The sequence below is a fragment of the Klebsiella sp. MBT K-1 genome (genome assembly GCF_002556465.1).
GTDB lineage: Bacteria > Pseudomonadota > Gammaproteobacteria > Enterobacterales > Enterobacteriaceae > Klebsiella > Klebsiella grimontii.
In genome coordinates, this window is record NZ_PDEL01000002.1 from 337592 (window position 1) to 361361 (window position 23770).

General features: G+C 56.6%; 24 protein-coding genes and 1 riboswitch. Of the genes, 17 read left to right on the forward strand and 7 right to left on the reverse strand.

The window, feature by feature from the left end; translation table 11 throughout:
- Positions 1-2: 2 nt before the first annotated feature.
- Complete coding sequence (locus tag CMQ96_RS04100; protein WP_004137141.1) at positions 3-233, reverse strand: hypothetical protein; 231 nt, start codon at positions 231-233, stop codon at positions 3-5.
- 317 nt (positions 234-550) lie between these two features.
- Here CMQ96_RS04100 and CMQ96_RS04105 point away from each other — a divergent pair, with 317 nt between their 5' ends.
- The gene (locus CMQ96_RS04105) at positions 551-712 is read left to right on the forward strand and encodes a YqaE/Pmp3 family membrane protein (RefSeq protein WP_004120471.1); all 162 of its coding nucleotides are present in this window, start codon (positions 551-553) and stop codon (positions 710-712) included.
- A gap of 79 nt (positions 713-791) precedes the next feature.
- Entirely contained in the window at positions 792-1235 is a 444-nt protein-coding gene (gene ivy, locus CMQ96_RS04110; protein ID WP_049090393.1) for an Ivy family C-type lysozyme inhibitor, read from the forward strand.
- A 104-nt stretch (positions 1236-1339) separates the two neighbouring features.
- Here ivy and nqrE read toward each other — a convergent pair whose 3' ends face one another.
- Positions 1340-1951 (reverse strand): NADH:ubiquinone reductase (Na(+)-transporting) subunit E, encoded by a 612-nt coding sequence (gene nqrE, locus CMQ96_RS04115; protein WP_255256979.1) that lies wholly within the window; start codon positions 1949-1951, stop codon positions 1340-1342.
- A gap of 120 nt (positions 1952-2071) precedes the next feature.
- A complete protein-coding gene (locus CMQ96_RS04120) occupies positions 2072-3610 on the reverse strand; it encodes a cyclic diguanylate phosphodiesterase (protein ID WP_049090392.1) in 1539 nt (512 codons plus the stop codon).
- A gap of 308 nt (positions 3611-3918) precedes the next feature.
- Between CMQ96_RS04120 and CMQ96_RS04125 the strand changes: the two genes are divergently transcribed.
- The 5 genes from CMQ96_RS04125 (at position 3919) to CMQ96_RS04145 (ending at position 10008) form a co-directional block, all read left to right on the forward strand.
- Positions 3919-5208, forward strand: a complete 1290-nt coding sequence (locus CMQ96_RS04125) for a glycoside hydrolase family 10 protein (protein WP_176518978.1) — start codon at positions 3919-3921, stop codon at positions 5206-5208.
- 30 nt (positions 5209-5238) lie between these two features.
- A complete protein-coding gene (locus CMQ96_RS04130; RefSeq protein ID WP_098066002.1) occupies positions 5239-5691 on the forward strand; it encodes a nuclear transport factor 2 family protein in 453 nt (150 codons plus the stop codon).
- A gap of 123 nt (positions 5692-5814) precedes the next feature.
- Positions 5815-6237, forward strand: coding sequence for a hypothetical protein (locus tag CMQ96_RS04135; RefSeq protein ID WP_024358179.1), 423 nt, complete (start codon positions 5815-5817; stop codon positions 6235-6237).
- Positions 6238-6253: 16 nt separating this feature from the next.
- Positions 6254-9361, forward strand: a complete 3108-nt coding sequence (locus CMQ96_RS04140) for a multidrug efflux RND transporter permease subunit (protein ID WP_049103525.1) — start codon at positions 6254-6256, stop codon at positions 9359-9361.
- An 11-nt stretch (positions 9362-9372) separates the two neighbouring features.
- Complete coding sequence (locus tag CMQ96_RS04145; protein ID WP_049090388.1) at positions 9373-10008, forward strand: TetR/AcrR family transcriptional regulator; 636 nt, start codon at positions 9373-9375, stop codon at positions 10006-10008.
- A 17-nt stretch (positions 10009-10025) separates the two neighbouring features.
- Here CMQ96_RS04145 and CMQ96_RS04150 read toward each other — a convergent pair whose 3' ends face one another.
- Both CMQ96_RS04150 and CMQ96_RS04155 read right to left on the reverse strand, forming a co-directional pair.
- Positions 10026-10586, reverse strand: coding sequence for an RNA polymerase sigma factor (locus tag CMQ96_RS04150; RefSeq protein WP_049086048.1), 561 nt, complete (start codon positions 10584-10586; stop codon positions 10026-10028).
- A 5-nt stretch (positions 10587-10591) separates the two neighbouring features.
- A complete protein-coding gene (locus CMQ96_RS04155) occupies positions 10592-11017 on the reverse strand; it encodes a hypothetical protein (RefSeq protein ID WP_004120488.1) in 426 nt (141 codons plus the stop codon).
- A gap of 198 nt (positions 11018-11215) precedes the next feature.
- Here CMQ96_RS04155 and ykgR point away from each other — a divergent pair, with 198 nt between their 5' ends.
- Positions 11216-11317: a small membrane protein YkgR gene (gene ykgR / locus CMQ96_RS29010; RefSeq protein WP_004137159.1), complete on the forward strand. Its 102-nt coding sequence runs from the start codon at positions 11216-11218 to the stop codon at positions 11315-11317.
- Between the two features lie 38 nt (positions 11318-11355).
- On the opposite strand, the gene CMQ96_RS04160 is transcribed toward ykgR, so the two are convergent.
- Positions 11356-12498, reverse strand: coding sequence for an alpha/beta fold hydrolase (locus CMQ96_RS04160; RefSeq protein ID WP_098066107.1), 1143 nt, complete (start codon positions 12496-12498; stop codon positions 11356-11358).
- A 168-nt stretch (positions 12499-12666) separates the two neighbouring features.
- On the opposite strand from CMQ96_RS04160, the gene CMQ96_RS04165 reads away from it, so the two are divergent.
- From CMQ96_RS04165 to CMQ96_RS04205, 9 genes are all read left to right on the forward strand, one after another.
- Positions 12667-13701: a LacI family DNA-binding transcriptional regulator gene (locus tag CMQ96_RS04165; RefSeq protein WP_049086045.1), complete on the forward strand. Its 1035-nt coding sequence runs from the start codon at positions 12667-12669 to the stop codon at positions 13699-13701.
- Positions 13702-13885: 184 nt separating this feature from the next.
- Entirely contained in the window at positions 13886-14809 is a 924-nt protein-coding gene (locus CMQ96_RS04170) for a sugar phosphate isomerase/epimerase (protein ID WP_098066005.1), read from the forward strand.
- Between the two features lie 14 nt (positions 14810-14823).
- Complete coding sequence (locus CMQ96_RS04175; RefSeq protein ID WP_004137164.1) at positions 14824-15996, forward strand: Gfo/Idh/MocA family protein; 1173 nt, start codon at positions 14824-14826, stop codon at positions 15994-15996.
- Positions 15997-16149: 153 nt separating this feature from the next.
- Positions 16150-16251: riboswitch (TPP riboswitch) on the forward strand.
- A gap of 69 nt (positions 16252-16320) precedes the next feature.
- Complete coding sequence (locus CMQ96_RS04180; RefSeq protein ID WP_024358187.1) at positions 16321-17016, forward strand: TenA family protein; 696 nt, start codon at positions 16321-16323, stop codon at positions 17014-17016.
- The gene (locus tag CMQ96_RS04185; protein ID WP_024358188.1) at positions 17013-17741 is read left to right on the forward strand and encodes an ABC transporter ATP-binding protein; all 729 of its coding nucleotides are present in this window, start codon (positions 17013-17015) and stop codon (positions 17739-17741) included. Before CMQ96_RS04180 ends, CMQ96_RS04185 begins: the two co-directional genes overlap by 4 nt.
- On the forward strand, positions 17738-18478 hold the full coding sequence (locus CMQ96_RS04190) for an ABC transporter permease (RefSeq protein ID WP_032711032.1): 741 nt from the start codon (positions 17738-17740) through the stop codon (positions 18476-18478). Before CMQ96_RS04185 ends, CMQ96_RS04190 begins: the two co-directional genes overlap by 4 nt.
- Before the next feature lie 24 nt (positions 18479-18502).
- Positions 18503-19438 (forward strand): ABC transporter substrate-binding protein, encoded by a 936-nt coding sequence (locus CMQ96_RS04195; protein ID WP_064342656.1) that lies wholly within the window; start codon positions 18503-18505, stop codon positions 19436-19438.
- Positions 19439-19745: 307 nt separating this feature from the next.
- Positions 19746-21131 carry a diaminobutyrate--2-oxoglutarate transaminase gene (locus CMQ96_RS04200; protein ID WP_098066008.1) on the forward strand — a complete coding sequence of 462 codons (1386 nt, stop codon included), beginning with the start codon at positions 19746-19748 and terminating at the stop codon, positions 21129-21131.
- 9 nt (positions 21132-21140) lie between these two features.
- Positions 21141-22622, forward strand: a complete 1482-nt coding sequence (locus CMQ96_RS04205) for an aspartate aminotransferase family protein (protein WP_162626001.1) — start codon at positions 21141-21143, stop codon at positions 22620-22622.
- A 254-nt stretch (positions 22623-22876) separates the two neighbouring features.
- Here CMQ96_RS04205 and CMQ96_RS04210 read toward each other — a convergent pair whose 3' ends face one another.
- A complete protein-coding gene (locus CMQ96_RS04210; protein ID WP_024358192.1) occupies positions 22877-23659 on the reverse strand; it encodes an SDR family oxidoreductase in 783 nt (260 codons plus the stop codon).
- Between the last annotated feature and the right edge of the window lie 111 nt (positions 23660-23770).

Consider the following 23770-nt stretch of genomic DNA (forward strand, 5'->3'; position numbering starts at 1 on the left):
CGCTAGTAGCGTAAAAGGAACTGGATGAGGGTTATCAGCAAATAAAAACCGCAGACGATTTGCACACCTCTCCAGCTCCACCTGAAATAACGCCACTGATAACGCTCTCTGGCATTCGCCTGCGCAATGGCGGGCTCCAGGCTCTGCTTTTTCTGCTTACTCCTCAGTAGACTCCAGCCCCACCAGACAATGACCATGATGACGATAACTTTATACAGGATGATGTTGCCCATGCCGCCGCCATTTTACGATTGGATAAAACTGCCTGCGAGTGTAGCGCACTTCCCGCCTCGTTACCTGCATACCTTATTGACGTTTAAACATGTTTACGCTGGAACGCTCTTGTTCTGTCAGCGCGGCTGATGTAGCGATATCGTAGAATAATCTTATATATGTCAAAAAGGTGAATTGCGACTTTTCTCTTTATTAAATATGTAGTATCAAGGCGCTGGTAATATTAGCAGTCTTATTATTCAAAAAGTTAAAATTTGCAAAACCAGACGTAACCGCTAAAATAACCATGAGCTAACTCACTAAGCAGGGAGATATTATGGGTTTTTGGCGAATTGTGTTGACGATTATTCTACCGCCACTCGGCGTGCTGCTGGGTAAAGGGTTTGGCTGGGCCTTCATTCTCAATATTATTTTAACCATCCTCGGTTATATTCCAGGGCTTATTCACGCGTTTTGGGTTCAAACCAAAAACACCTAATCAGAAATATCTTACAGTTTGACTCGCCGGCTTATCCCCGGACATTAAACGGAAGCAGAAAGTTCGCAGGAGCAATATCATGCTTAAACAATTAACCGCTATCGTTTTGCTGGCTGCAGCAACCAATGCCGTGGCGCAAGACGATTTGACGCTGGACAGTCTGGTCAAAAAGGAACCGGCAGCCTTTAGTCAAATGGTAAAAGATCACCCTCTGCCCGCCTGGGTAAAGACGGGCGGAACCGCCTCGCCTGCCAGAACGGTGAAGCTTGGCGCAGAGACTTATCAGGTACTCAGCGTCTGTAAACCCCACGATTGCGCGACGGAACGCTTCGCCGTGCTGTGGTCTGAAAAGTCCAGACAGATGACCGGGCTTTTCTCTACCGTTGATGAAAAAACCGCCCAGGAGAAACTGACCTGGCTTAACGTTAGCGACGATCTTTCCATCGATGGTAAAACGGTGCTCTTTGCCGCCCTGAGCGGCAGCCTGGAAAATCATCCCGACGCATTTAACTTTCAGCAGTAGCCCGTAGCCAAAAATTGACGCCTGTGGCCGGAACGGTAATCCGGTCATCCCCATTCTGCCGCTCTGACCCGGGGTCTGGACGGCAGAATAACGTCCCTTTCCGGCTACAACGAGATGCCGGCGAATGACATAAACCCCAGCGACATTAGCCCGGCGGTAATAAATACGCTGCCTAACCCGCGCAACCCCTTCGGCATGTTGGCGTATTTCAACTTTTCGCGTATGCCGGCCAGCGCCACGATCGCCAGCGCCCAGCCAATACCGCACCCGGTACCGTAAGTGAGTGACTCAAAGAAGCTGTATTCACGCTGCACCATAAAAATGGTCGCGCCGAAAATGGCGCAGTGAATGGTTAATAACGGCAGAAACGGGCCTAAAGCGTGGTTTAACGCATGAAAGTATTTATCGATGACCATCTCGAGGATCTGCACCAGCGCCGCGAGAACGCCGATAAAAGTGATAAAATCGAGAAAGCTCAGATCGGCCCCTTCGATCAGAGCGTTCTCTTTCAGCAGATGATTGTAAATCAGGTTGTTTATCGGCGTCGCTATCGCCAGCAGCGCTGTTACCGTCACGCCGAGACGAAATGCGACATCGATTTTTTTCGAGATAGCGAGAAAAGTACACATGCCGAGGAAAAAATTAAGCGCCATATTCTCGACAAAAACCGCGCGGATAAAAATATTGAGGTGAGATTCGAACAAGACAACCTCCATGTTGTTGAGTTGTTTCTCAATCATGCCAAACTTTCGGGTGAAACAGGCAATAACGACTCGGTTTTGCCGAGTCGATCACCTTTTAATTTCCTGAGTTTTGATAAGGCGGGACAGCCGCCTTTACTCGCCCTCTCTGCGCTGGAGAAACGTGTGCGGAAGCATCTCAATAAATTCATCAACCGGCACCGGTTTTGAAAAGTAGTAGCCCTGGTAGAGGGTAATGCCCATATTTTTGAGCATCTCAAGCTGCTCTTTATCCTCAACGCCCTCGGCAATAATCTGGCAATGAAATTTTTTCGCCAGATTGACCATATTCATCACCACCAGCGCTGAAGCGTTATTGGTCACAATGTTGAAGGTAAAGACTTTATCGATTTTAATAATCTCCGGATTAAACTGCTGGATGTAGCTGTAGTTTGCATACCCGGTACCAAAATCATCCAGCGAAAACTGCACGCCAATACGCCTGAGTTGGTCCGTCACCGCTGACGTCTGCAGGGTATTTGCAATCGACTCCCGCTCGGTTATCTCCAGGACAAGGCGTACTTTTGCCGCTTTCATCTGTTGGGTAAACGTCTGGCACAGGGTCACAATTTCGTCGTCCTGGAAGTTTACCGAGCTGGTGTTAAAGCAGATAAGCAGCCCCGCGGGAATGACGGACTGCTGTCGCCGGAGCTGGCGACTCACCTCAGCAAAGCAAATCGCCGTCACTTCTTTGATAAGACCGGTCTGTTCGGCGACGGAGATAAATTTATCCGGCGCAATAAACCCCTGTTTTGGATGCTCCCAGCGCACCAGCACTTCGCCGCCGACGATCTGACCGGTGTCGCTGCCGATAATCGGCTGAATATAGGGTTTGAGCTGTTTGAGTTCGATAGCCTGCCTGAGCTGATACTCAATCGTATTCCGGTAGCGGAGGTAGTTTCTGAACAAAAATGTCAGCAGCAGGGAGGCCAGAATAATGGCGATGAGGGTGTGTTGTTCATAACGGATAAATGCGCCGGGGCCGGACGCGTAGTGGCGGTCGGCAATAACCGAATAGTGAAACTGCTCTGATTCCATGCGTACAGGAACGCGAATACCCGGGGTCGTCGTCACTTCCCCCTTATGGGTCATTACCCGGTCGCCAACCTGAAGATACAGATGAGCGTCGCCGTCGAGAACGTTTAAAATGTTGTATAAATAATAGCCATCCACGCCCACCAGAATCGTATTTCCCCGGTCGTCCTGTTCGCTGTAAACCATCAATGGATGGAGCGGCGTGATTTCACTGCCGCTCAGCAGACGTAAAGCGCCATGCGTATATTGGCGGCGATCGAACTGAAATTTCCGTCCGCCATAAACCGAGGTGCAGTATATTTCATTATCCTTACCTAAATTCACCGTGCGCACATCGGGAATAGTAGCCACCAGCGTGCGTAGCTCCGTCAGGACATTCTCATTACAGCTTTTCCCATAGAACGGTTCAGCCATATTAGCGGCCTGCTCCGCATGAGAAACGGTCACATCAAGGCTGGCTATCGCCTGCTGAAGCCGCGCATGAATATCGTTATCCACTTTTTTTTGCATTTGCCAGTAACAAAGCCCTGTACCGAAGCTCAGCACCGCAATTAAAAATAAGAATATCCACAGACGATGGCGTAATAAGGAGTCGTTCATTGTGCTAATCCAGTTTGACGCGCCGCAGCGGGCCGACGGCCAATAGTTTGACCAAATTTTAATAAATCCTGTTTATACTCGCCCTGAACCGATCAAGTTTTAATGCATATCAATGATATATCATGGCAAACCGTTGCGTGATGCGAGAGTCGTTTTCTTCGCCTGAGGTTTGCGTGCTTTTGCTGCTGCACCCGTAGCTAAACTATTGACTTAAAGTCGAATAATATGAAAATGACTCTTTTGTGCGCTGACCAGAAAAGCTGGCAAATATCATGACGATCCGCTCCTGTAAATTTCTCCTGAACAAGGTGAAAATATCCGCCGTAGCAATAGCTGCTGCGCTGCTGTTGGCCCACTGCGGCAGCAAACCGCCCGTTTCTCTCGTCACACCCATGCCGCCCGCGACCAGGCAGCCGACGTTACCCAAAAGTCATGAGCCGGTACGCGGCGTGTGGCTGACAACCGTTTCGCGCCTCGACTGGCCGCCGCTGGAATCGGTGAATGGCGGCATTACGGCCAACCGACGTATCGCCCTCCAGCAGCAGGCGCTGACTGCCAAGCTGGATAATTTAAAGAGCCTCGGCATTAACACCGTCTTCTTCCAGGTGAAACCGGATGGCACAGCGCTCTGGCCATCGAAGATCCTGCCGTGGTCCGATATGCTGACCGGAAAAATCGGCGAGGATCCGGGCTACGATCCGCTTAAGTTCATGCTGGACGAGGCCCATAAGCGCGGTATGCGCGTTCATGCCTGGTTTAACCCCTATCGCGTTTCGGTCAACACCCGGCCGAAAACCGTCACCGAGCTTAACGGTACGCTATCGCAGGTTCCCGCCAGCGTATACGTTCTGCACCCCGAGTGGATACGCACCTCCGGCGATCGCTTCGTGCTCGATCCGGGCATCCCGGAAGTGCGCGACTGGATAACCAGTATCGTGGCGGAAGTCGTGGAGCATTATCCTGTTGACGGCGTCCAGTTCGACGACTATTTCTACACCGAATCGCCGGGATCGGCGCTGAACGACAGCCGGACGTTCCAGCAGTACGGTCAGGGATTTGCCGTGAAGGCGGACTGGCGGCGGCATAATACCCAACTGCTGATCGAGCAGGTTTCCCGTACCATCAAGCAGCTGAACACCGAGGTTGAATTCGGCGTCAGTCCGGCAGGCGTCTGGCGCAACCGCTCCCACGATCCGGCCGGTTCCGACACCCGCGGCGCGGCGGCCTACGATGAGTCCTATGCCGATACCCGTCTCTGGGTGCAGCAGGGATGGCTGGACTATATCGCGCCGCAGATTTATTGGCCCTTCGCCCGCGACGCGGCCCGCTACGACGTGCTGGCAAAGTGGTGGGCTGACGTGGTGAAACCCACCCATACCCGCCTCTATATCGGCGTGGCGCTGTACAAGGTGGGCGAACCGTCGAAGAACGAACCCGACTGGATGATTAACGGCGGCGTGCCGGAATTGAAAAAGCAGCTTGATCTGAATGAATCCATGCCGCAAATTCAGGGCACGATTTTGTTCAGAGAGAATTACCTCAATCAGCCGCAAACCCAGCAGGCCGTTAACTACCTGAAAAGCCGCTGGGGAGGTTGATTCCCACACCTGCCCCAACCGGAGAATGTTATGTTAAAAAAATCGATTGTCGCCTATTCCTTGTTCTGCGCTCTGACGCCCGCCGTTTTTGCGGGCAACAGTGAAAATGAACAGCTGAATAAAAAGAAGGTCATTGATTTTTATAATAAAGCGTTAAATGACAAAGACTTTGCCGCCGCCAGACCCTATCTCGGAGACCGCTACATACAGCATAACCCGATGGCGAAAGACGGCGTGGAAGGCTTTCAGCAGTTCATCGCCTTCCTGAAGAACAAATATCCCGACTCCCACAGTGAAATTAAGCAGGCGTTTGTTGATGGCGATCATGTGATCCTGCACGTTGAGGTCACCGGTCGCGAGCCGGGCGTGACGCGGGCGATTATTGATATCTTCCGCCTCGACAAGCAGCATAAAATCATTGAGCACTGGGACGTTACCCAGAACGTTCCGCAAAAAACCGCCAGCGGCAACAGCATGTTCTAAAACCCGGCCAGGAGCCTTCTGCTAACACTCTCGCTTTCCCTTTTTTCATTCGTACAGACTATCGCTTGTTTAAACATTTTATTTACTTTACTGTAAAGTAAATAAACAAACGAGATCAGACTGATGTTCAACGAAAGAAAATGGGGAAAGCTTTTTTATTTCATTGCATTAGCCATTTTTCCCGGCGCGGTGAACGCCGCTTTACCCAGCCTACCCGCGCAGGGCGCCTCGCTCTATGACGCCTGCTCCCACCTACAAGAACCCGCCGAGGCCTGGCGCTGTCGCGCCCTGCTCATTAGCCAGCGCGTGGAACAGCGGCAGCGCTATCTGCACTTTTTACTTCAGCAGAATATTTTCAGCATTCAAACCTACGACTATCTGTGGAGTGAATACCAGCGTGCGACGTCATGTTCTGAGATCGGCGCCTTCTTGATGAGCAAAGTTCACGATGAGGCATTCCATGGGCTGCCCTTTACCCCGCTTCCGCCCGATGATGCGATAAGCGCGCCGCCTGCGGTGTTTACCCTGCAAGACGCCATTAACTGACCTGAGGTGCGTAACAATGCTGGCCCGCTTTTTTGTCTTTCGCCCCGTTTTTGCCGCCGTCATCGCTATCTGCATTATGGCGGCCGGCGCCCTTGCCCTGCTGACGCTGCCGGTAGAACAGTATCCGGATATCGCCCCTCCTGCCGTCAACGTCACGGCGAACTATACCGGCGCTTCAGCGGAAACCGTCGAGGATAGCGTTACCCAGGTGCTGGAGCAGCAGATTAAAGGCATCGATGGGCTGATCTATTTCTCCTCAAGCAGCAGTTCGGCTGGGCAGGCGCGGATTAGCCTTAGCTTCGATCAGGGCGTAAATCCTGATATGGCGCAGGTACAGGTACAAAATGCGGTAAACCAGGCGATTACCCGCTTACCACAGGAGGTACAGCAGCAAGGCATTACCGTTACCAAATCCCAGGGCGACAGCCTGATGGTGGTTGCCCTGTATGACAAAAGCGAGCAATTAACCAGCCTTGATATCAGCGATTTCCTCGTCAGTTCCCTGCAGGAGCCATTGAGCCGGGTTGAAGGCGTGGGTGAAACCACCGTTTTTGGCGCGCAGTACGCCATGCGCATCTGGCTTAATCCGCTCCAGCTGACCAGCTACGGTTTGATGCCCTCGGACGTGCAGGCCGCCATTGAAGCGCAGAATTCGCAGGTTACCAGCGGTGAAATTGGCTCGCTGCCGACGCTTGAGGGACAGTATCTGAACGCCACGGTGGCGACGCAGTCTCGGCTTGAACGTCCTGAGCAATTTGAGAATATTATTCTGCGCACGAATAGCGACGGCTCGGTGGTGTACCTGCGCGATGTGGCCCGCGTGGAGATCGGCGCGGAAAACTATCAAAACCAAACTACGCTCAATGGTTACCCCTCCGCCGGGATCTCGATTCAACTGGCCTCGGGAGCCAACGCGCTGGAAACGGCGGAAAAAGTTCGGGCCGAAGTCGAACGCCTCTCTTCCCGCTTTCCGCAAGGCGTGGTCGCCGCCTATCCGCGCGACAGCACACCGTTTGTGACGGTATCGATCGAAAGCGTGGTGCATACGCTGATTGAAGCGATCCTCTTTGTCGTGGCCGTCATGTATCTTTTTCTGCAGAGCTGGCGGGCGACGCTGATCCCGACCCTTACGGTTCCGGTAGTTCTGCTGGGTACTTTCGGTATTCTCAGCCTGCTCGGTTACAGCATTAATACGCTCACCCTGTTTGCGATGGTGTTGGCAATCGGCCTGCTGGTTGATGACGCTATCGTGGTAGTGGAAAACGTTGAGCGTTTGATGGCAGAGGAAGACCTCACCCCGCTGGAGGCCACGCTGCGCTCGATGAATGAGATAACCGGGGCACTAATCGGTATTGCGTTGGTTCTCTCCGCCGTTTTTATTCCGATGGCGCTCTTTGGCGGCTCGGTCGGGATTATCTATCGCCAGTTTACCGTGACTATTGTCTCAGCCATGGCGCTGTCCGCGCTGGTCGCTCTGACGCTGACGCCAACGCTATGCGCCCACCTGCTCAAGCCAGGACACATGAAAAAAGGGCGTTTTTTCACCCTTTTCAATCGCGGCGTGACGATAAGTCAGAACCGCTACCTGGCCACGCTCCAACGAATAACCGCCCGTCCGTTTCGTTTTGTCTGCCTGGCCCTGATCCTGACCTTTTTGATGCTCTGGCAATATCAGAAGCTCGCTAGCGGATTTCTGCCCGAGGAGGATCAGGGCGCGGTCATGGTTCAATACACGCTGCCGTCTGGCTCGCCGATGTCAATGACCGAGGAGGTTGGCGCTGATATTGCGCGCTATTTTATGACCGAGGAGGAAGATAACCTCAACGTTATCTTTATGGTCACCGGGAGAAACAATGCCGGCAGTGGGCAGAACGTCGGCATGGCATTCGCTGAGTTAAAGCACTGGGACCTGCGTCCTGGTGAGAAAAACAGCGCCCAGGCCATTATTTCCCGCGCGAACCAGTACTTTAATAAAAACGCCCGGCAGGCCAACATCAGCGTGATGTCGCCCCCGACCGTGCGCGGGCTTGGGCAATCCAGCGGCTTTGAGCTATGGCTGCAGGACAGCGCGGAAAATGGCAGCGCTGCGCTTATGCAGGCGCAAACCACCCTGCTCAATGCCGCCAGAGAAAATCCCGCTCTGGACGCGGTACGAATTAATAGTCTGGAAGAAAAAGCGCAGCTGCAGGTCAATGTCGACAGACAAAAAGCGCAGGCTCAGGGCCTGGATCAGACTGATATCAACAATACGCTCTCAGCGGCCTGGGGGGGCGTATATGTTAACGACTTTATCGACCGTGGGCGGGTTAAACGCGTGTATATGCAAGGAGATGCGGCCTGGCGTTCGACGCCGGAAAATTTATCCGCCTGGTTTGTGCGCGGCGACAGCAACAACATGGCCTCCTTCGACAGCTTCTCATCCCTGCGCTGGACCACCGGACCGCAGATGCTTCAGCGGTTTAACGGTCTGTCGGCCGTGCAGTTTCAGGGAGGCGCGGCGCCGGGCGTCAGTTCCGGCGCCGCGATGGCGGAGATGGCCGACCTGGTCAGCTCGATGAACGGGTTTGATCTGCAATGGAGCGGTTTGTCCTGGCAGGAGCAGTCATCTTCGGTGCAAACGCTGTGGGTCTACCTGGCGTCGCTGGCCTTTATGTTTTTATGCCTGGCCGCCTTATATGAGAGCTGGTCGGTTCCCATTGCCGTAATGCTGATTATCCCGTTGGGCATTATTGGCGCCATCAGCGCTTCGTTGCTCGCCGGTTATGAAAACGATATCTACTTCCAGGTGGGGATGTTGACGACAATGGGCCTCTCGTCCAAAAACGCGATTCTGATCGTTGAATTCGCCCTGGCGCAGTTCCAGCAAGGGAAAAGCCTGTCGGAAGCCACCCTCGAAGGCGCGCGCCTGCGCTTGCGCCCCATCGTGATGACCTCACTCGCATTTGTTGTTGGCGTAATCCCTCTGGTACTCTCTACCGGCGCGGGGGCTTCCAGCCAACGAGAGATAGGCACCGCGGTCATCGGCGGCATGCTCACCGGGACGCTGCTGACCTTGTTTTTCGCGCCATTATTTTTCCTGCTGGTGCAGCAAGGAATGATGCGGCTAAAAAGACGCAAACCGTAAGGACTCAACTGATGGGAAATCAACGCGGGCGGCCGATGAAAGCCCGCCCACGCATTTTACAAACCGCCCGGGCGCTGTTTCTGCAGCACGGGCTTGATGTGTCTCTGGATACCATCGCCGCCGAAGCGGGAACCACGCGCCCGACGCTGTACAGCCATTTCCCCGGCGGAAAAGACGCGCTGCTGCTGGAGACGTTCGCCTTTCTCAACGACGCTATGCAGCCGCCCCTGCAACAGCTTCTACAGGACAGCCAGCAGGATCTGCCGGCGCTGCTGCGGGGATTCGCCAGGGTTGTCCAGCACCATTTTTATGCACCGGAAAACATCCACTTTCAACGCCTGCTCATCCAGGTGCTGGTGCAAAAACCGGAGCTGTACGTCACGCTTGAGCAACGACCCTCTGGCCGCGTACTGCAGGCGCTCAGCGATATCCTCGCGAAGAAACGAGATCAGGGCCAGCTGACCCTCAGCGACCCGCAGCTCCAGGCGACGGCGTTTCTCGGCGCGATTATGGGCTATCCGCTGCCGGGAGCCTTAATTGCGCAAAATGCGCTAACGGCAGAAACGCTGGAGCCGCTCGCCGAATGCGCGATTAGCGTGTTCCTCACGGCCTGGGGCTATAAGCCATCATCATCCGGCGCCCTGTGAACGGGGCCGGAATACGCCTAACCGGCGAGGAGCTCATCGTACAGGCTACGCAGGCGGGTGCGAAGGTAGAGAACGGCTTTATGCTTACGCGAGAGCAGCGCCTGCTCGCTGACGCCGGACTCTTCGGCCAGCTCCCGGTAGCTATAGCCCTGCAGTTCGGTTTTCTCAAATGCCTCACGCTGGGCGGGCGGCAGCTCCGAAAGCGCCTGGTTTAGCTCCTCCCAGAGCAGCGCTTTCAGATACTCATCCTCCGGCGTTTGCGGCACGCCAAACAGCGTCTCGGCCAGCTCGTCCTCAGGAGAATCGCCCTCCTCCTCCTCGCTGAAGCCGCCCGCCAGCGGCAGCTCGCGTTTTTTCCTCGCCCTGTCGGTCATTTCGTTACGCGCCGCCCGAAACAGCCAGGCGGCGATATTCTCCACCGGCTGCTCGACGCGAATGAGCTGATACGTCACTTCCTGCAGGATATCGTCCGCCTCATCGCGCAGCGGGGTCCGTCCGCGGATAAAAGCCTTCAGCCGCGACCGGCAGGCGTTGAGGGCGGAAACAAGCCGTGACTCCGCCACGGTGCCGTTTTTCATTGTGTTCACTCGGGATCCGCGTTTTTAGCTGGACTCTCCTGCTGCGGCCCATGCTCGCCTCGGCGGTCACGCCAGCCGCAGGGGCCGTGATGCCCGCGGCGGCCGAAGCGCTGAGCAAACTCCTCGCGCTGCTCGGGGCTCATGTTCATCCAGCGTTCATGCATCCGCCGCCGGGCGTGCCCCATGCCAAACATGCCCGGCCGAAAACCGAGGCCGCCGAACAGGATCCGCGACAGCGCCAGAATCCCTAACGCCTGCCAGAAACCGATGCTCTTCACGCCAAGAATTGCCGGCAGCAGCGCATTCCACAGCGACATCACCACCAGCCCAAGCACGGCGATTAACGCCACGCCGATAATAAGCGGTTTTGCCATTCTGTGACGACCAAAGCGCTGATGGTGATGCTGACCGTGCATATCGAAATCTCTCATCTTCTGTTTACCTCATAATGCTCGTGAATATTAGCCTGTGCTGAGGTAGACGAATGAGCGGACAAAATATTGCTGAGAAAATTTAAAAATCGACACACTTTATTTGTATGACAAATTTTAATGTGTGATCTTCATCACCTTCTATCGCGCGCGGCGGCGGTAAGGTTCCCCGATGATTCATTGAAAAAAGAGGAACTTATGAACGCAGTAAAATCACTAAAAGCGGACTGGGCGATTATTACGTTGATGATTGTTGTCGCGGTCGTGATGTATGGCTATCTGATCCCTAAATACTGGTAATCGAAGTCCGCCCCATCGCTCAGGGCGGCCTGCCGGCACTATCGCTTATCGTTCAGCGTCTTAATCAGAAACGGCACCGAGTCGCGTAAGGACGGGTTAACCGTACCGCTATGATCCAGGCCGGCATAAATATGAACCTCCGCCCGGGTTCCCGCGCTTTTTACCGCATCGGCAAAGCGTTTTTGCATTGCCGTCGGCACGTTGATATCCGCGCCGCCAATACCGATAAACACCGGGTGATCGATTTTCAGGGTCGGATAAAGCATGCTGCCCACGCTGGCGTTTAACAGGGAGTCTATTCCCGGCTTAAGTGAGTTAGCGGCATTAAGACCGGCCTTCATGACCTCATCGTTTAACGGCGTAATGCATAAATTGCTCGCCTCTTTCAGCAGCGGCAGCGCGTTATCCTGGAAATAATCAGCCGGATTAAGCTGCGGGTTGCTGTCGGCGGCAGACAGATAAATATAGAAAATATAGGGTATTTTCGGGTCGCCTCCGGTCGGCGCTTTGCCGACTGCCGGTGGAAGCACATCGGCGGCGGTGGTTCCTTTCTCAAAATAAGGCGTACCGGTCAGCACCGTCGCGCGAACGTTCAGCTCCGGCGCATATTCCGGCTGATATCCCGCGCTGGCGAACGCGGCGTGCGCACCCTGCGACTGCCCTACCAGAATAAGCTCATTCTTAAGCGGAAACTGCTTCAGGGCGGCGCGAACGCCATCAAGAACGCTCCACGCTTCGCCGCGGGCGTTAAGATAATGGTGCAGGCCAGCAGAGCCCAGCCCGGCATAATCCGGCGCGACCACCGCGTAGCCCAGCGACAGCCAGGTATTCAGATACTGCTTATCGCGATCGCTGCGCGGGTTTAACGACGGCGCGCAGTGGTTCGCCACGCCCACGGTACCGTGAGCCCAGACCACCACAGGCCACCCCCCTTCCGGCGTCGCGCCAAAGGGAATAAATACCGCGGCGGTATCTTCGCGGGCGGTTTTACCGTCAACGCCGCTGCGGGAGGGATAATGCAGGAGGTACTGCTTTGCCGCTTCGCTTAAGCCATTCGCGGCGTTGAGCGGAGAGACGGCATCGGTGCTGTCGCCAGCGGCGCTAGCCGGTACCGCGCTCATTGAAAGCAGCAGCAGCGCAGAGGTGGCGGCGAGGAATTTTCTCGAGAGTGAATAGGTCATGGCATCCTGTTCCATTATTAGTGATGCACTTAGTGTAGTCCCCGCCGCCTGAATATCAGCTCAATGAAGCAGACGCTTCGCCATTTTTTTATAAACCCTGAGTGGCTTCGCTTTTTGCCCGCGCAAATAATGATAGATTTTTATCAATAACCTCAAAGGAAGAGACCGATGTCAGCGAAAAAAGTGACCATGACCGACATAGCCAGAGACGCCGGAGTGGGTATTGCGACGGTAGACAGAGTGCTCAATAAACGGGCCGCCGTCAAAGATAGCACCGAACGTAAAGTACTCGAGTCCGCGCGGCGATTAGGCTTCGCGCTTGAGCAATCCCACTATCGGCTGGCTGCCGGCCAGTCGGCGATAGCCCTCAGAATGGGGTTTATCCTGCTGCAGCCGTCACACTCGTTTTATCAACAGCTGGCGCAGGCGCTTGAACAGGCGGCACTCGCGTGGCATAGCCCGACGCAGGCCCCCGTTTTTCTGCATTATGATATTAACGCCATCAACGATATGGCCGCCGCGATCGGCCGCCTGAGCACTGAAGTGGATGTTATCGGCATTGTGGCGCTGGATAATCCGCTTATCCGCCATGCCCTCATTCAGGCGATTGATAAAGGGGTGCACGTCTTCACCCTGCTCTCCGATATGAGCATTCCCCAGCGTACCGGCTATATCGGGCTGGATAACCAGAAAGCGGGCCGCACCGCCGGCTGGGCGGTGGACAGGCTCTGTCACGGCGACGGCGAAATTGGGATTATCGTCGGCGATAATCGGTTTATTTGTCAGGAAAGCTGCGAGATAAGTTTCCGCTCCTACCTGCGCGAACAGGGCAAAGGCGATCGTGTGCTTGAACCGGTGCGCAGCCACGAACGTGCCGATGTCGCGCGCCAGGTGACGGAAGAGATGCTGCAACAGTACCCGGATCTGAAGGCCATTTACGCGCCCTGCGGCGGCGTGGAAGGTATTGTCGACGCCCTGCGCGCGCGTCAACGCCAGCACCAGGTCACCCTGATTTGCCATGGCCCGGTAGACAACGGCGAGCTGGCGTTAATCGACGGCACCGTCGATCTTATGCTTGCGCACCGGCTTAGCGAGTTCGCTGCGGCGACAATTAACGCCTTTATCCAGGCAGTCAGCCAGCCGCGGGCGACGTTTATCAACGCTCTGCAGCCGTTTGACCTCCTCACCAAAGAAAACCTCTGATTGCCGAGGGCGCGGATAAAGTCGCCGCGCTCCGCTTCAGCGCTATATTTGATAAAAAACCATCATTTACGCTATCAAGATAAATCTTGAATCCCATCAAAGAATTTAAATTTCATCATTGTTGAATATGAAATTTTCATTCAATACTGGTCATGTTTTCTCCTCATCAGAAAAGGAAGCCATCATGACCATACATATTGCCAACGCGCCGTGCAGCTGGGGCGTCGATGATCCCAAAAACCCTTACCTGTCGCCGTGGCCCAAGGTGCTGGAAGAAGCGGCGACGGCCGGTTATAAAAGCATTGAACTGGGCCCGTGGAGCTATCTGCCGACCCGGGCCGATGAACTTAGCGCCGCGCTGAATAAACAGGGGCTGTCGCTGGTTGCCGGAACGATCTTCGACGATCTGGTCAGCGAAGAGAACTTCGCGAATATTGTCGAACTGACGCATAACCTCTGCCGCAATCTGTCGCAGGTACCGGCCGCGGAAAAGACGCCGGGTAACCCCTTCCAGCCGCCTTATCTGGTCATTATTGATTTCGGCAATCCGCAGCGGGCGAAATATGCCGGACGCGGCGAGCTGGCCCCCCGTCTGTCACCCGCCGACTGGCAGCGGATGATCGACCACATTATCACTATCAGCAAACTGGCGTGGCAGGAGTACGGCGTGCGTCCGGTTATCCATCCTCACGCCGGCGGCTGCATCGAGTTTGCCGATGAAATCGACCTGCTGGCGACGCAGATTCCCCATGAGGTGGCCGGTTTGTGTCTCGACACTGGCCACCTCTACTATTCGGGCATGGACCCCATCAGCTGGCTGGATCGCCATTTTGACCGCCTTGATTACCTGCATTTTAAAGATGTTGACCCGCAGGTGTTCGAGAGCGTGATTTCCCGCGGCATCGACTTCTTCTCGGCCTGTGCGGAGGGGGTGATGTGCCCGCTTGGCAGCGGCGCCATTGACTATCCGGCGGTGCGCGCCTTTCTCGACAAGCGCGGCTATCAGGGCTGGATCACCATTGAGCAAGAGCGCGATCCGCGCAACGTCGAGGGCAGCCTGCAGGCGGTCACGGAAAGCCTGCGCTACCTGCGATCCGTTGGGTTTTAATCGGGAGAAAACAGATGATTAACGGTATTAAACCTGTAGGCCGCTCCTTACGCTGGGGCATGGTGGGCGGCGGCGGAAGCAGCCAGATTGGCTATATTCACCGCTCCGCGGCGCTGCGCGACGGATCGTTTACCCTGCTGGCCGGGGCTTTTGATATTGATGCAGAGCGCGGGCGCGAGTTTGGCCAGCAGCTGGGCGTGGACGTCGGGCGCTGTTACCCCGACTACGAAACCTTGTTTCGCGAAGAAGCGGCGCGGGAAGACGGCATTGAAGCGGTTTCTATCGCCACGCCGAATAACACCCACTACGCCATTTGTCGCGCGGCGCTTGAGGCCGGACTGCATGTGGTCTGCGAAAAACCGCTCTGTTTTACCGGCGAAGAGGCCGATGCGCTGGTGGCCCTGAGCGAAAAACAGCGCAAAATCATCGGCGTCACCTACGGCTACGCCGGGCATCAGTTGATTCTGCAGGCTCGGCAGATGATTGAACAGGGGCTGCTGGGCGAGATCCGCATCATCAATATGCAGTTCGCCCACGGTTTCCATAACCAGCCGGTAGAGCAGGATAACCCCAGCACCCGCTGGCGGGTGGACCCGAAATTTGTTGGTCCCAGCTACGTGCTAGGCGATCTGGCCACCCACCCGCTGTTCCTGGCGGAGACCATGGCGCCGAAGCTTAATATCACTCGCCTGATGTGCTCCCGCCAGAGTTTTGTCAAAAGCCGTGCACCGCTGGAGGATAACGCGCATGTGCTGATGGAGTACGACAACGGCGCCGTAGGGTCGATGTGGTGCTCGGCGGTCAACAGCGGCTCAATGCACGGACAGAAAGTCCGCATCGTCGGGGAGAAAGCTAGCCTGGAGTGGTGGGATGAACAGCCGAACCAGCTGCGCTACGAAATTCAGGGCGAGCCGGTGCGCATCCTCGAACGCGGTATGCCCTATCTTGACCCGCTGGCCCTGCAGGACGACCGGATTGGCGGCGGCCATCCCGAAGGGCTGTTTGAGGCCTGGTCGAATCTGTATCGCCGCTTTGCCATTGCCATGGATGCAACCGACCGTCGCGATTCGGCCTTGCTGGAAAACTTCTGGTATCCGGATGCCAAAGCCGGGGCGCTCGGCGTGCATTGGGTAGAGAGCTGCGTACGTTCAGCAGACAACGGGGCCAGCTGGGTAGAGTTTCACTGATCCTCTGATGATCCGCGCCCGGTAAGGCGTCAGCCGCCACCGGGCGCAAACGATGCGCAATAGCCATTTCTTGAGATATTTAAAAGTGACAACGTCACCTATCCCCGGCAAATTCACAGCATTGTAATCAAAAAGGGAATGTCGTATAACAGGGGCCAAACCGAGGGGTGTCCCGTGAGGGCTGAGATGGCGTAAGCCGAACCCTTTGAACCTGATCTGGGTCATGCCAGCGAAGGGACGGGTCGGCATTTCCGCCAGTTTTGCGCCATTGCCTGTTCACACTTCATTCAGCACGCCCGGATCTCCCTTGTTTCAGGAGGTCCTGTGATTCTTCCCGCGTTTACCCAGGGTATTTATGGCCGCCTGCGTCAGCAGGCCGGCGCCGACTGGCAGCACTACGTCGCCCACCCCTTCCTGCGCCAGCTCGCCGATGGCACCCTGCCCGAATCCGCCTTCCGCCGCTATCTGACCCAGGATTACCTGTTTCTGATCCATTTCGCCCGCAGCTACGCGCTGCTGGTCAGCAAGCTGCGTACCCTGGCGGAAATGCGCGTCGCCGCCGCGTCGATGAACGCCATTATTGACGAGCTGCCGCTGCACGTCGGCTACTGCAGGGAATGGGGACTGGATGAAGCGACGATGGCCGCCGAAGCGGAAGCCGTGGAAACCGTTAACTATACCCGCTACGTGCTGGACATCGGCCACTCCGGCGACGCCCTGGATCTGCTGGCGGCGCTGATGCCCTGCGTTGCCGGCTACGCGGAAATCGGCCTCGGCCTGCTGCACGATCCGGCGACCCGGCTGACCGCCAATCCTTATGCCTCCTGGATCCGCAACTACGGTGATGAGGGTTACCTGAACGGCGTCAATAACGCCATCGGTCTGCTGGAAACCCTCTGGCAGCAGCGCGGCGGCGAGGCGCGTTTCGCCGAACTCAGCGCTATTTTCACCACCGCCACGCGTCTGGAGGCTAACTTCTGGCAGATGGGCCTCAACGCCGTCGCGGAGCGCCCGGCGTGACGGCGCCCGGTATCCAGGTGCGCGGTCTGAGCCTGCGCTTTGGCGCGCGGCGGATATTCGACAATCTGACGTTCGCTATCCCCGGCGGCCAGTGGGTTTCGCTGCTGGGTGCCAGCGGCGCTGGAAAGACCAGCCTGTTGCGCATTATCGCCGGGTTGGCAAAAGCTACCGCCGGTGACGTTCGCGCCAGCGACGGGCAGCCAATAGATAAACGGCTGGCGTGGATGGGACAAAAAGATCTGCTTTATCCATGGTTAAGCGTGCGCGACAACGTCTCGCTTGGCGCGCGTCTGCGCGGAGAGCGCGTAGACCATCGGCGGGTTGCCGCGCTGTTACAGCAGGTTGGTCTTGAACACTGCGCCGGCGACCGCCCGGCCGCCCTCTCAGGCGGCATGCGCCAGCGTGCGGCGCTGGCGCGCACGCTCTATGAAGACCGCCCCATTGTGCTGATGGACGAACCTTTTTCCGCGCTCGATACCCTGACCCGGACGCGCATTCAGACCCTGGCCGCGGAACTCCTGGTGAACCGCACCGTCGTGCTGATTACCCACGACCCGATGGAAGCCTGCCGCCTGAGCCATCGTCTGCTGGTCCTTTCCCCCGCTCCCGGCGGGATTGACGACGCGCATCGCCTGTCCGGCATGCCGCCGCGCGCGCCGGACGATCCGGCGCTGTTGGCCAGCCAGGCGGAGCTGCTGCAACAGCTGATAAGGGCTAACGGATGAGCGCAAAACTGTTTCGCGCCGCCGTGGTGTTCTGCGGCCTGCTGCTGCTCTGGTGGCTGGCGAGCCGAAGCGGCATTCCCGCCTTTCTGCTGCCTTCACCCTCGGCGGTGGCAAGCGCTCTGTGGGTCAACCGCTCGTACCTCGGCGAACACACGCTGATCACGTTGAGCGAGATCCTCAGCGGCCTCGTGCTTGGCGCCCTACTCGGCGTGACGCTGGCGCTGTGCATGATTGTCTCGCCGCGCCTTCAGCGCTGGCTGATGCCGCTGGTGCTGACCAGCCAGGCGATCCCGGTCTTTGCCCTCGCCCCGCTGCTGGTGCTGTGGTTCGGTTTTGGCATGGGCGCCAAGGTGATGATGGCGGTGCTGGTGATTTTCTTTCCCGTCACCTCGGCGTTTTTTGACGGTCTACGCCGGGTTAACCGCGACTATCTCGATCTGGCGCGCACCATGGGGGCCTCTTTTGGCGCACAGCTGCGCCACGTTCGCATGATGGCCGCCCTTCCGGCCCTTGGTTCCGGCCTGCGGATGGCCGCCGCCGTTGCCCCCATCGGGGCGATTATCGGCGAATGGGTCGGTTCAGCCGAAGGCCTGGGCTACGTGATGCTTAACGCCAACGCCCGCCTGCAAACCGATATCTGCTTCGCGGCCCTGTTTATTTTGGTGGTGCTGACCGTCCTGCTCTGGCTGGCGGTGGATGCTTTTTTACACCGGCTGATCGACTGGACGCCGGAATAACGATTTTAAACAGAAGGAATAACCATGCGTAAACATCTTTATAGCGGAATGGCCCTTGGCGTGCTGTTCAGCGGTCAGGCGCTGGCCAACGAGAAACTCACCCTGGTGCTGGACTGGTATATCAACCCCGATCATGCGCCGATCGTGGTGGCCGAACAGATCGGCGCCTTTAAAGAGGCGGGCCTGGACGTCAAAATCGTGCCGCCGTCCGACCCGGCGCTGCCGCCGCGCTTAGTCGCCGCCCGCCAGGCGGACCTGGCGATTACCTACCAGCCGCAGGTCCATTTTTTTGCTGATGAAGGGCTGCCGCTGGTCCGCGTCGGCACCCTGATTAATTCACCGCTGAACACGGTGATCGCGCTGGATAAAAGCATCAAATCCCCCTCCGATCTGCAAGGCAAAAAAGTGGGTTACTCGGTGAGCGGTATCGAACAGGCGACGCTGGCCACCATGGCGCAGCACGCGCACATCGACCCCAAAAGCATCAAGCTCATCAACGTGAACTTCCAGCTGACCAGCGCCCTGCTGGCCGGCCAGGTCGATGCGGTCATCGGCGGCTATCGTAATATCGAAGCGCTGGAGCTGAAGCTACAGGGGAAAGATCCGCAGGTGATGAACGTCGAGGATTACGGCGTACCGGCCTACGACGAGCTGGTGATTGTCGCGAATCGTGATGAAGCAAACGCGGCGAAGATTAAGGCGTTCCTCAAGGCGCTGCAAAAAGGCGTCGCTTACCTGCGCGCCCATCCTCAGGAGACCTGGCAGGCGTTTGCCGCCGCGCATCCCGAGCTCAATACCGAACTGAACAAGCAGGCATGGCTGAAAACCCTTCCTCTGTTTGCCAGCGATCCGGCGGCGCTGGATAAACCTCGCTATGAAGCTTATGAACAGTTTTTATATAACAATAAGTTGGTGAAAAAAGTCACACCTTTAACGAATTATGCGGTTGAGCTGCATTGAGTCATGCCATTGCTGGCGGAAACTTTTCGCCAGCAATATCCGCGTAACGTTAATAAAAATCGAGAAACTTCCTCACTAATAATTACAATTTTAAAGGTCTTTCAACCCTTAAAATATTCATTTTAAATCAATCAATTAGGTTGATTTTCGCCAGTGTAAAAATAACGTAAATATACCTTAATCAATAAAACGTTGAATGCGTATCTAAAAAGCCATATATTGTGCCCGCTTTAATGCATGGCGATTCAATTTCTTACACCAATTTATTCAACCAGCGCTCAACCGTAACGCTGGTTGTGGGAGTGATATGATGACGGATAAAGTCCGTATTGATACTTTAGGCGCAGATTTATTAGATGCAAACAACGATACCTTTTTGGCCCGTCAGGCTGAATTCGAATCGAATGTCAGGAGCTACCCGCGCAAGCTGCCCCTTGCGATTACCAAAGCGGAAGGCGTCTGGCTGACCGATGCGGATAACAAACAGTATCTGGACTGCCTTGCCGGCGCCGGTACTCTGGCACTCGGCCACAACCATCCTGACGTGCTGCAGAGCATCCAAAGTGTCATTACCAGCGGCTTGCCGTTACATACTCTCGATCTGACGACACCGTTAAAAGATCGCTTCTCTGAATACCTGCTTTCCCTGCTGCCGGGCGAAGGCAAAGAATACTGCCTGCAGTTCACCGGTCCGTCCGGCGCTGATGCCGTTGAAGCGGCGCTGAAGCTGGCGAAAAAATACACCGGTCGCTCTTCCGTGATCAGCTTCTCCGGCGGTTACCACGGCATGACCCACGGCGCGCTGTCCGTCACCGGCAACCTGTCGCCAAAAGCGGCGGTTAACGGCATGATGCCGGAAGTGCAGTTTATGCCTTACCCGCACCAGTACCGCTGCCCGCTGGGTATCGGCGGCGAAGCCGGCGTGAAAGCGCTGACCTACTACTTCGAAAACCTGATCAACGACGTCGAAAGCGGCGTGCGTAAACCGGCGGCGGTGATCCTTGAAGCCGTTCAGGGTGAAGGCGGCGTGAACCCGGCTCCGGTCGAATGGCTGCAGCGCATCCGTAAAGTGACGCAGGAGCACGGCATTCTGCTGATCATCGATGAAGTTCAGGCTGGCTTTGCCCGTACCGGTAAATTCTTCGCCTTTGAACACGCTGGCATTGAGCCGGACATTATCGTGATGTCGAAAGCCGTTGGCGGCGGTCTGCCGCTGGCCGTTCTCGGTATCAAAAAGCAGTTCGACGCCTGGGAACCGGGTCACCACACCGGCACCTTCCGCGGCAACCAGCTGGCGATGGCCACCGGCCTGACCACCCTGCGCCACCTGAAAGATAATAAGATTGCGGATAAAACCGCCGCTCAGGGCGAATGGCTGAAAGGCAAGCTGGCCGAGATGCAGAAACGCTATCCGGTTATCGGCCACGTTCGCGGTCTGGGCCTGATGATCGGCATCGAGATCGTTAAACCGGACGAAGCGCCGGACCACATGGGCTGCTACCCGGCGGATGGCGAACTCTCCGCGCTGCTGCAGAAGAAATGCTTCGAAGCGGGTCTGATCCTCGAGCGCGGCGGCCGCCACGGCTGCGTGCTGCGCCTGCTGCCGTCCCTGCTGATCAGCAACGCTGAGCTGGAAATTTTCTTCGACAAATTTGAACAGGCCCTGCTGGCCGCCGGCGTAAAACCGGTCTGAGTGGAGTAAGTGACCGCAATGTCCAAATTGAATCCGATTCTTGCTGGTTCCGCGCAAAGTATTGATGCCTACCAGCAAGCGATCGCCCAGACCAGCCAGGCGGTAGCGCAGTGGTTGCAGCAGCCTGAAATGTATCAGGGGAAAAGCGTTGATGAACTGCGTGAGCGCATCACCCTTGATTTCAACGAACAGGGTCTGGGCAACCAGGCGGCGATTGAACGTGCGATCGAGTACTTCCTGAAAGACAGCCTGTCGGTACATCACCCGCAGTGCGTGGCGCATCTGCACTGCCCGAGCCTGGTGATTAGCCAGGCGGCGGAAGTGCTGATTAACGCCACCAACCAGAGTATGGACTCCTGGGACCAAAGCCCGTCAGCGACCATCATCGAGATCAAGCTGATTGAATGGCTGCGCGCCCAGGTCGGCTACGGCGCTGGCGATGCCGGCGTCTTCACCAGCGGCGGCACCCAGAGCAACATGATGGGCCTGATGCTGGCGCGCGATGCCTTCTTCGCCCGCCGGGGGCACTCCATCCAGCAGGATGGTCTGCCGGGCGATATTCGTCAGTACAAAGTGCTGTGTTCAGAAAACGCCCACTTCTCGGTGCAGAAGAATATGGCGCTGATGGGCCTCGGCTACCGCTCCGTGACGCTGGTGAAAACCGACGAATTCGCGCGGATGGACGTGGCGGATCTGAAAGCGAAAATCGCCGAGGCGCAGGCTAACGGCGAGCAGATTATGGCGATCGTCGCCACCGCCGGCACCACCGACGCGGGGGCGATTGACCCGCTGCGCGAGATTGCGGCCGTCGCGGCAGAGCACCAGATCTGGCTGCACGTCGACGCGGCCTGGGGCGGCGCGCTGCTGATGTCCGAGAAGTATCGCGACCGTCTGGACGGCATTGAGCTAGTGGACTCCATCACCCTGGATTTCCACAAGCAGTTCTTCCAGACCATCAGCTGCGGCGCGTTTCTGTTAAAAGAAGCCCGCCACTATGAGCTGATGCGCTATCAGGCGGCCTATCTGAACTCCGAGTTCGATGAAGAGCACGGCGTACCGAACCTGGTGTCCAAATCGCTGCAGACCACCCGCCGCTTCGACGCGCTGAAGCTATGGATGGGTCTGGAAGCGCTGGGCCAGAAGCAGTACGCGGAAATCATCGATCACGGCGTGACGATGGCGCTGAACGTGGCGGATTACGTCGCAACGCAGCCGACGCTGGAGCTGGTCATGCAGCCGCAGCTGGCGAGCGTGTTGTTCCGTTCGCGTCCGCAGCAGATGGCGGGCAGCGACGATGCCGCGATCGCCCTGCTCAACCAGCGGGTTGGCGATGCGCTGCTGGCTTCCGGCCGCGCTAACGTCGGCGTGACCGAGCACAACGGCGTCACCTGCCTGAAGCTGACGCTGCTGAACCCGATCGTGACGTTAGAGGACGTGAAGGTGCTGCTGAGCCTGGTCGAGCGTACCGCCCAGGAGCTGCTGGCGCAGTAAGTTCGTTCTCGCACTAACCTCGAAAGCCGATAACTCACCTTATCGGCTTTTTTTATTGGGTTTCGTCCTGAATTTGTGACGTTGTCACTGTATTTCCCGGAGGCGGTGCTGCGCACCTGTCGGGCTACAGGTTCACAACCATCATCCCGGACAGACGCCCCTGGCGCCGCCTCCGGGATGTACTTGTATTCGAAATGCGCGCCATAAGCGTGTATCGACTCTCCTTTCCGATACACGGTGATACAAACAGCCAGTCACCCCAGATAACGCGCCGCCGGTTCAGATTGCGCAAAGCCGGGCAGCATGGCCTGACGCGTCGCGTTAAGCGCCTGCCACTGCGTTTCATCATGCAGCGGCGGAATAGTCACCGATTCGCGGCGGTCGAACCCCACCAGGGCGGCATCGACCAGTTTATCCACCTCCATGACGCCGGGAATGGTATCCACATCTTTGCCGCTGTGCTGCCAAATCTCGGTGCGCGTCGCCGCCGGCAGTACCGCCTGGACGTATACGCCTTTCGCGCTCAGCTCAACATCGAGCCCCTGCGAGAGAAACAGCACAAAGGCTTTCGTGGCGCCGTAGACGGTCAACCCCATTTCCGGACCCAGCCCAACGACCGACGCGATGTTGACAATCGCCCCCTCTCCGGCTTCGGCCAGACGCGGCGCGATGGCGTTCGCCAGGCGAGCCACTGAGGTCACGTTGAGGGTAATCAGGCGAGTGATATCGTCGCTGCTCTGGTGGAGGAAATCACCGGGAATCGAGGTACCGGCATTATTGACCAGAATCCCAATACGCGCGTCTTCCCGCAGGCGCTGCTCCACGGCGATGATGTCGCTATCCTGGGTTAAATCGGCCTGCAGGATGTCGACCTGAACACCGGTTTCACCGCGCAGTCGCTCGGCCAGCGCCGTCAGACGCTCGCGGTTACGCGCGACCAGCACCAGGTCGTGGCCGCGGCGGGCAAAACGTTCGGCATAGACTGCGCCAATTCCGGTCGATGCGCCGGTTACCAGTACCGCTGATTTGCTGCTCATAGATGTACTCCTGAATTTATACATGATGGCTGTCATGTATAATGGCACGGGTTGGGTATACTGTAAATAATGTTATATGATGGTCATCATAAATAATTTCGCAGCAGGACG

Coding starts and splice junctions, on each gene's coding strand:
- CMQ96_RS04100 (WP_004137141.1), bottom strand. CDS start 233: ATGGGCAACATCATCCTGTATAAAGTTATCGTCATCATGGTCATTGTC.
- CMQ96_RS04105 (WP_004120471.1), top strand. CDS start 551: ATGGGTTTTTGGCGAATTGTGTTGACGATTATTCTACCGCCACTCGGC.
- ivy (WP_049090393.1), top strand. CDS start 792: ATGCTTAAACAATTAACCGCTATCGTTTTGCTGGCTGCAGCAACCAAT.
- nqrE (WP_255256979.1), bottom strand. CDS start 1,951: ATGGAGGTTGTCTTGTTCGAATCTCACCTCAATATTTTTATCCGCGCG.
- CMQ96_RS04120 (WP_049090392.1), bottom strand. CDS start 3,610: ATGAACGACTCCTTATTACGCCATCGTCTGTGGATATTCTTATTTTTA.
- CMQ96_RS04130 (WP_098066002.1), top strand. CDS start 5,239: ATGTTAAAAAAATCGATTGTCGCCTATTCCTTGTTCTGCGCTCTGACG.
- CMQ96_RS04135 (WP_024358179.1), top strand. CDS start 5,815: ATGTTCAACGAAAGAAAATGGGGAAAGCTTTTTTATTTCATTGCATTA.
- CMQ96_RS04140 (WP_049103525.1), top strand. CDS start 6,254: ATGCTGGCCCGCTTTTTTGTCTTTCGCCCCGTTTTTGCCGCCGTCATC.
- CMQ96_RS04145 (WP_049090388.1), top strand. CDS start 9,373: ATGGGAAATCAACGCGGGCGGCCGATGAAAGCCCGCCCACGCATTTTA.
- CMQ96_RS04150 (WP_049086048.1), bottom strand. CDS start 10,586: ATGAAAAACGGCACCGTGGCGGAGTCACGGCTTGTTTCCGCCCTCAAC.
- CMQ96_RS04155 (WP_004120488.1), bottom strand. CDS start 11,017: ATGAGAGATTTCGATATGCACGGTCAGCATCACCATCAGCGCTTTGGT.
- ykgR (WP_004137159.1), top strand. CDS start 11,216: ATGAACGCAGTAAAATCACTAAAAGCGGACTGGGCGATTATTACGTTG.
- CMQ96_RS04160 (WP_098066107.1), bottom strand. CDS start 12,498: ATGACCTATTCACTCTCGAGAAAATTCCTCGCCGCCACCTCTGCGCTG.
- CMQ96_RS04165 (WP_049086045.1), top strand. CDS start 12,667: ATGTCAGCGAAAAAAGTGACCATGACCGACATAGCCAGAGACGCCGGA.
- CMQ96_RS04170 (WP_098066005.1), top strand. CDS start 13,886: ATGACCATACATATTGCCAACGCGCCGTGCAGCTGGGGCGTCGATGAT.
- CMQ96_RS04175 (WP_004137164.1), top strand. CDS start 14,824: ATGATTAACGGTATTAAACCTGTAGGCCGCTCCTTACGCTGGGGCATG.
- CMQ96_RS04190 (WP_032711032.1), top strand. CDS start 17,738: ATGAGCGCAAAACTGTTTCGCGCCGCCGTGGTGTTCTGCGGCCTGCTG.
- CMQ96_RS04195 (WP_064342656.1), top strand. CDS start 18,503: ATGCGTAAACATCTTTATAGCGGAATGGCCCTTGGCGTGCTGTTCAGC.
- CMQ96_RS04200 (WP_098066008.1), top strand. CDS start 19,746: ATGATGACGGATAAAGTCCGTATTGATACTTTAGGCGCAGATTTATTA.
- CMQ96_RS04210 (WP_024358192.1), bottom strand. CDS start 23,659: ATGAGCAGCAAATCAGCGGTACTGGTAACCGGCGCATCGACCGGAATT.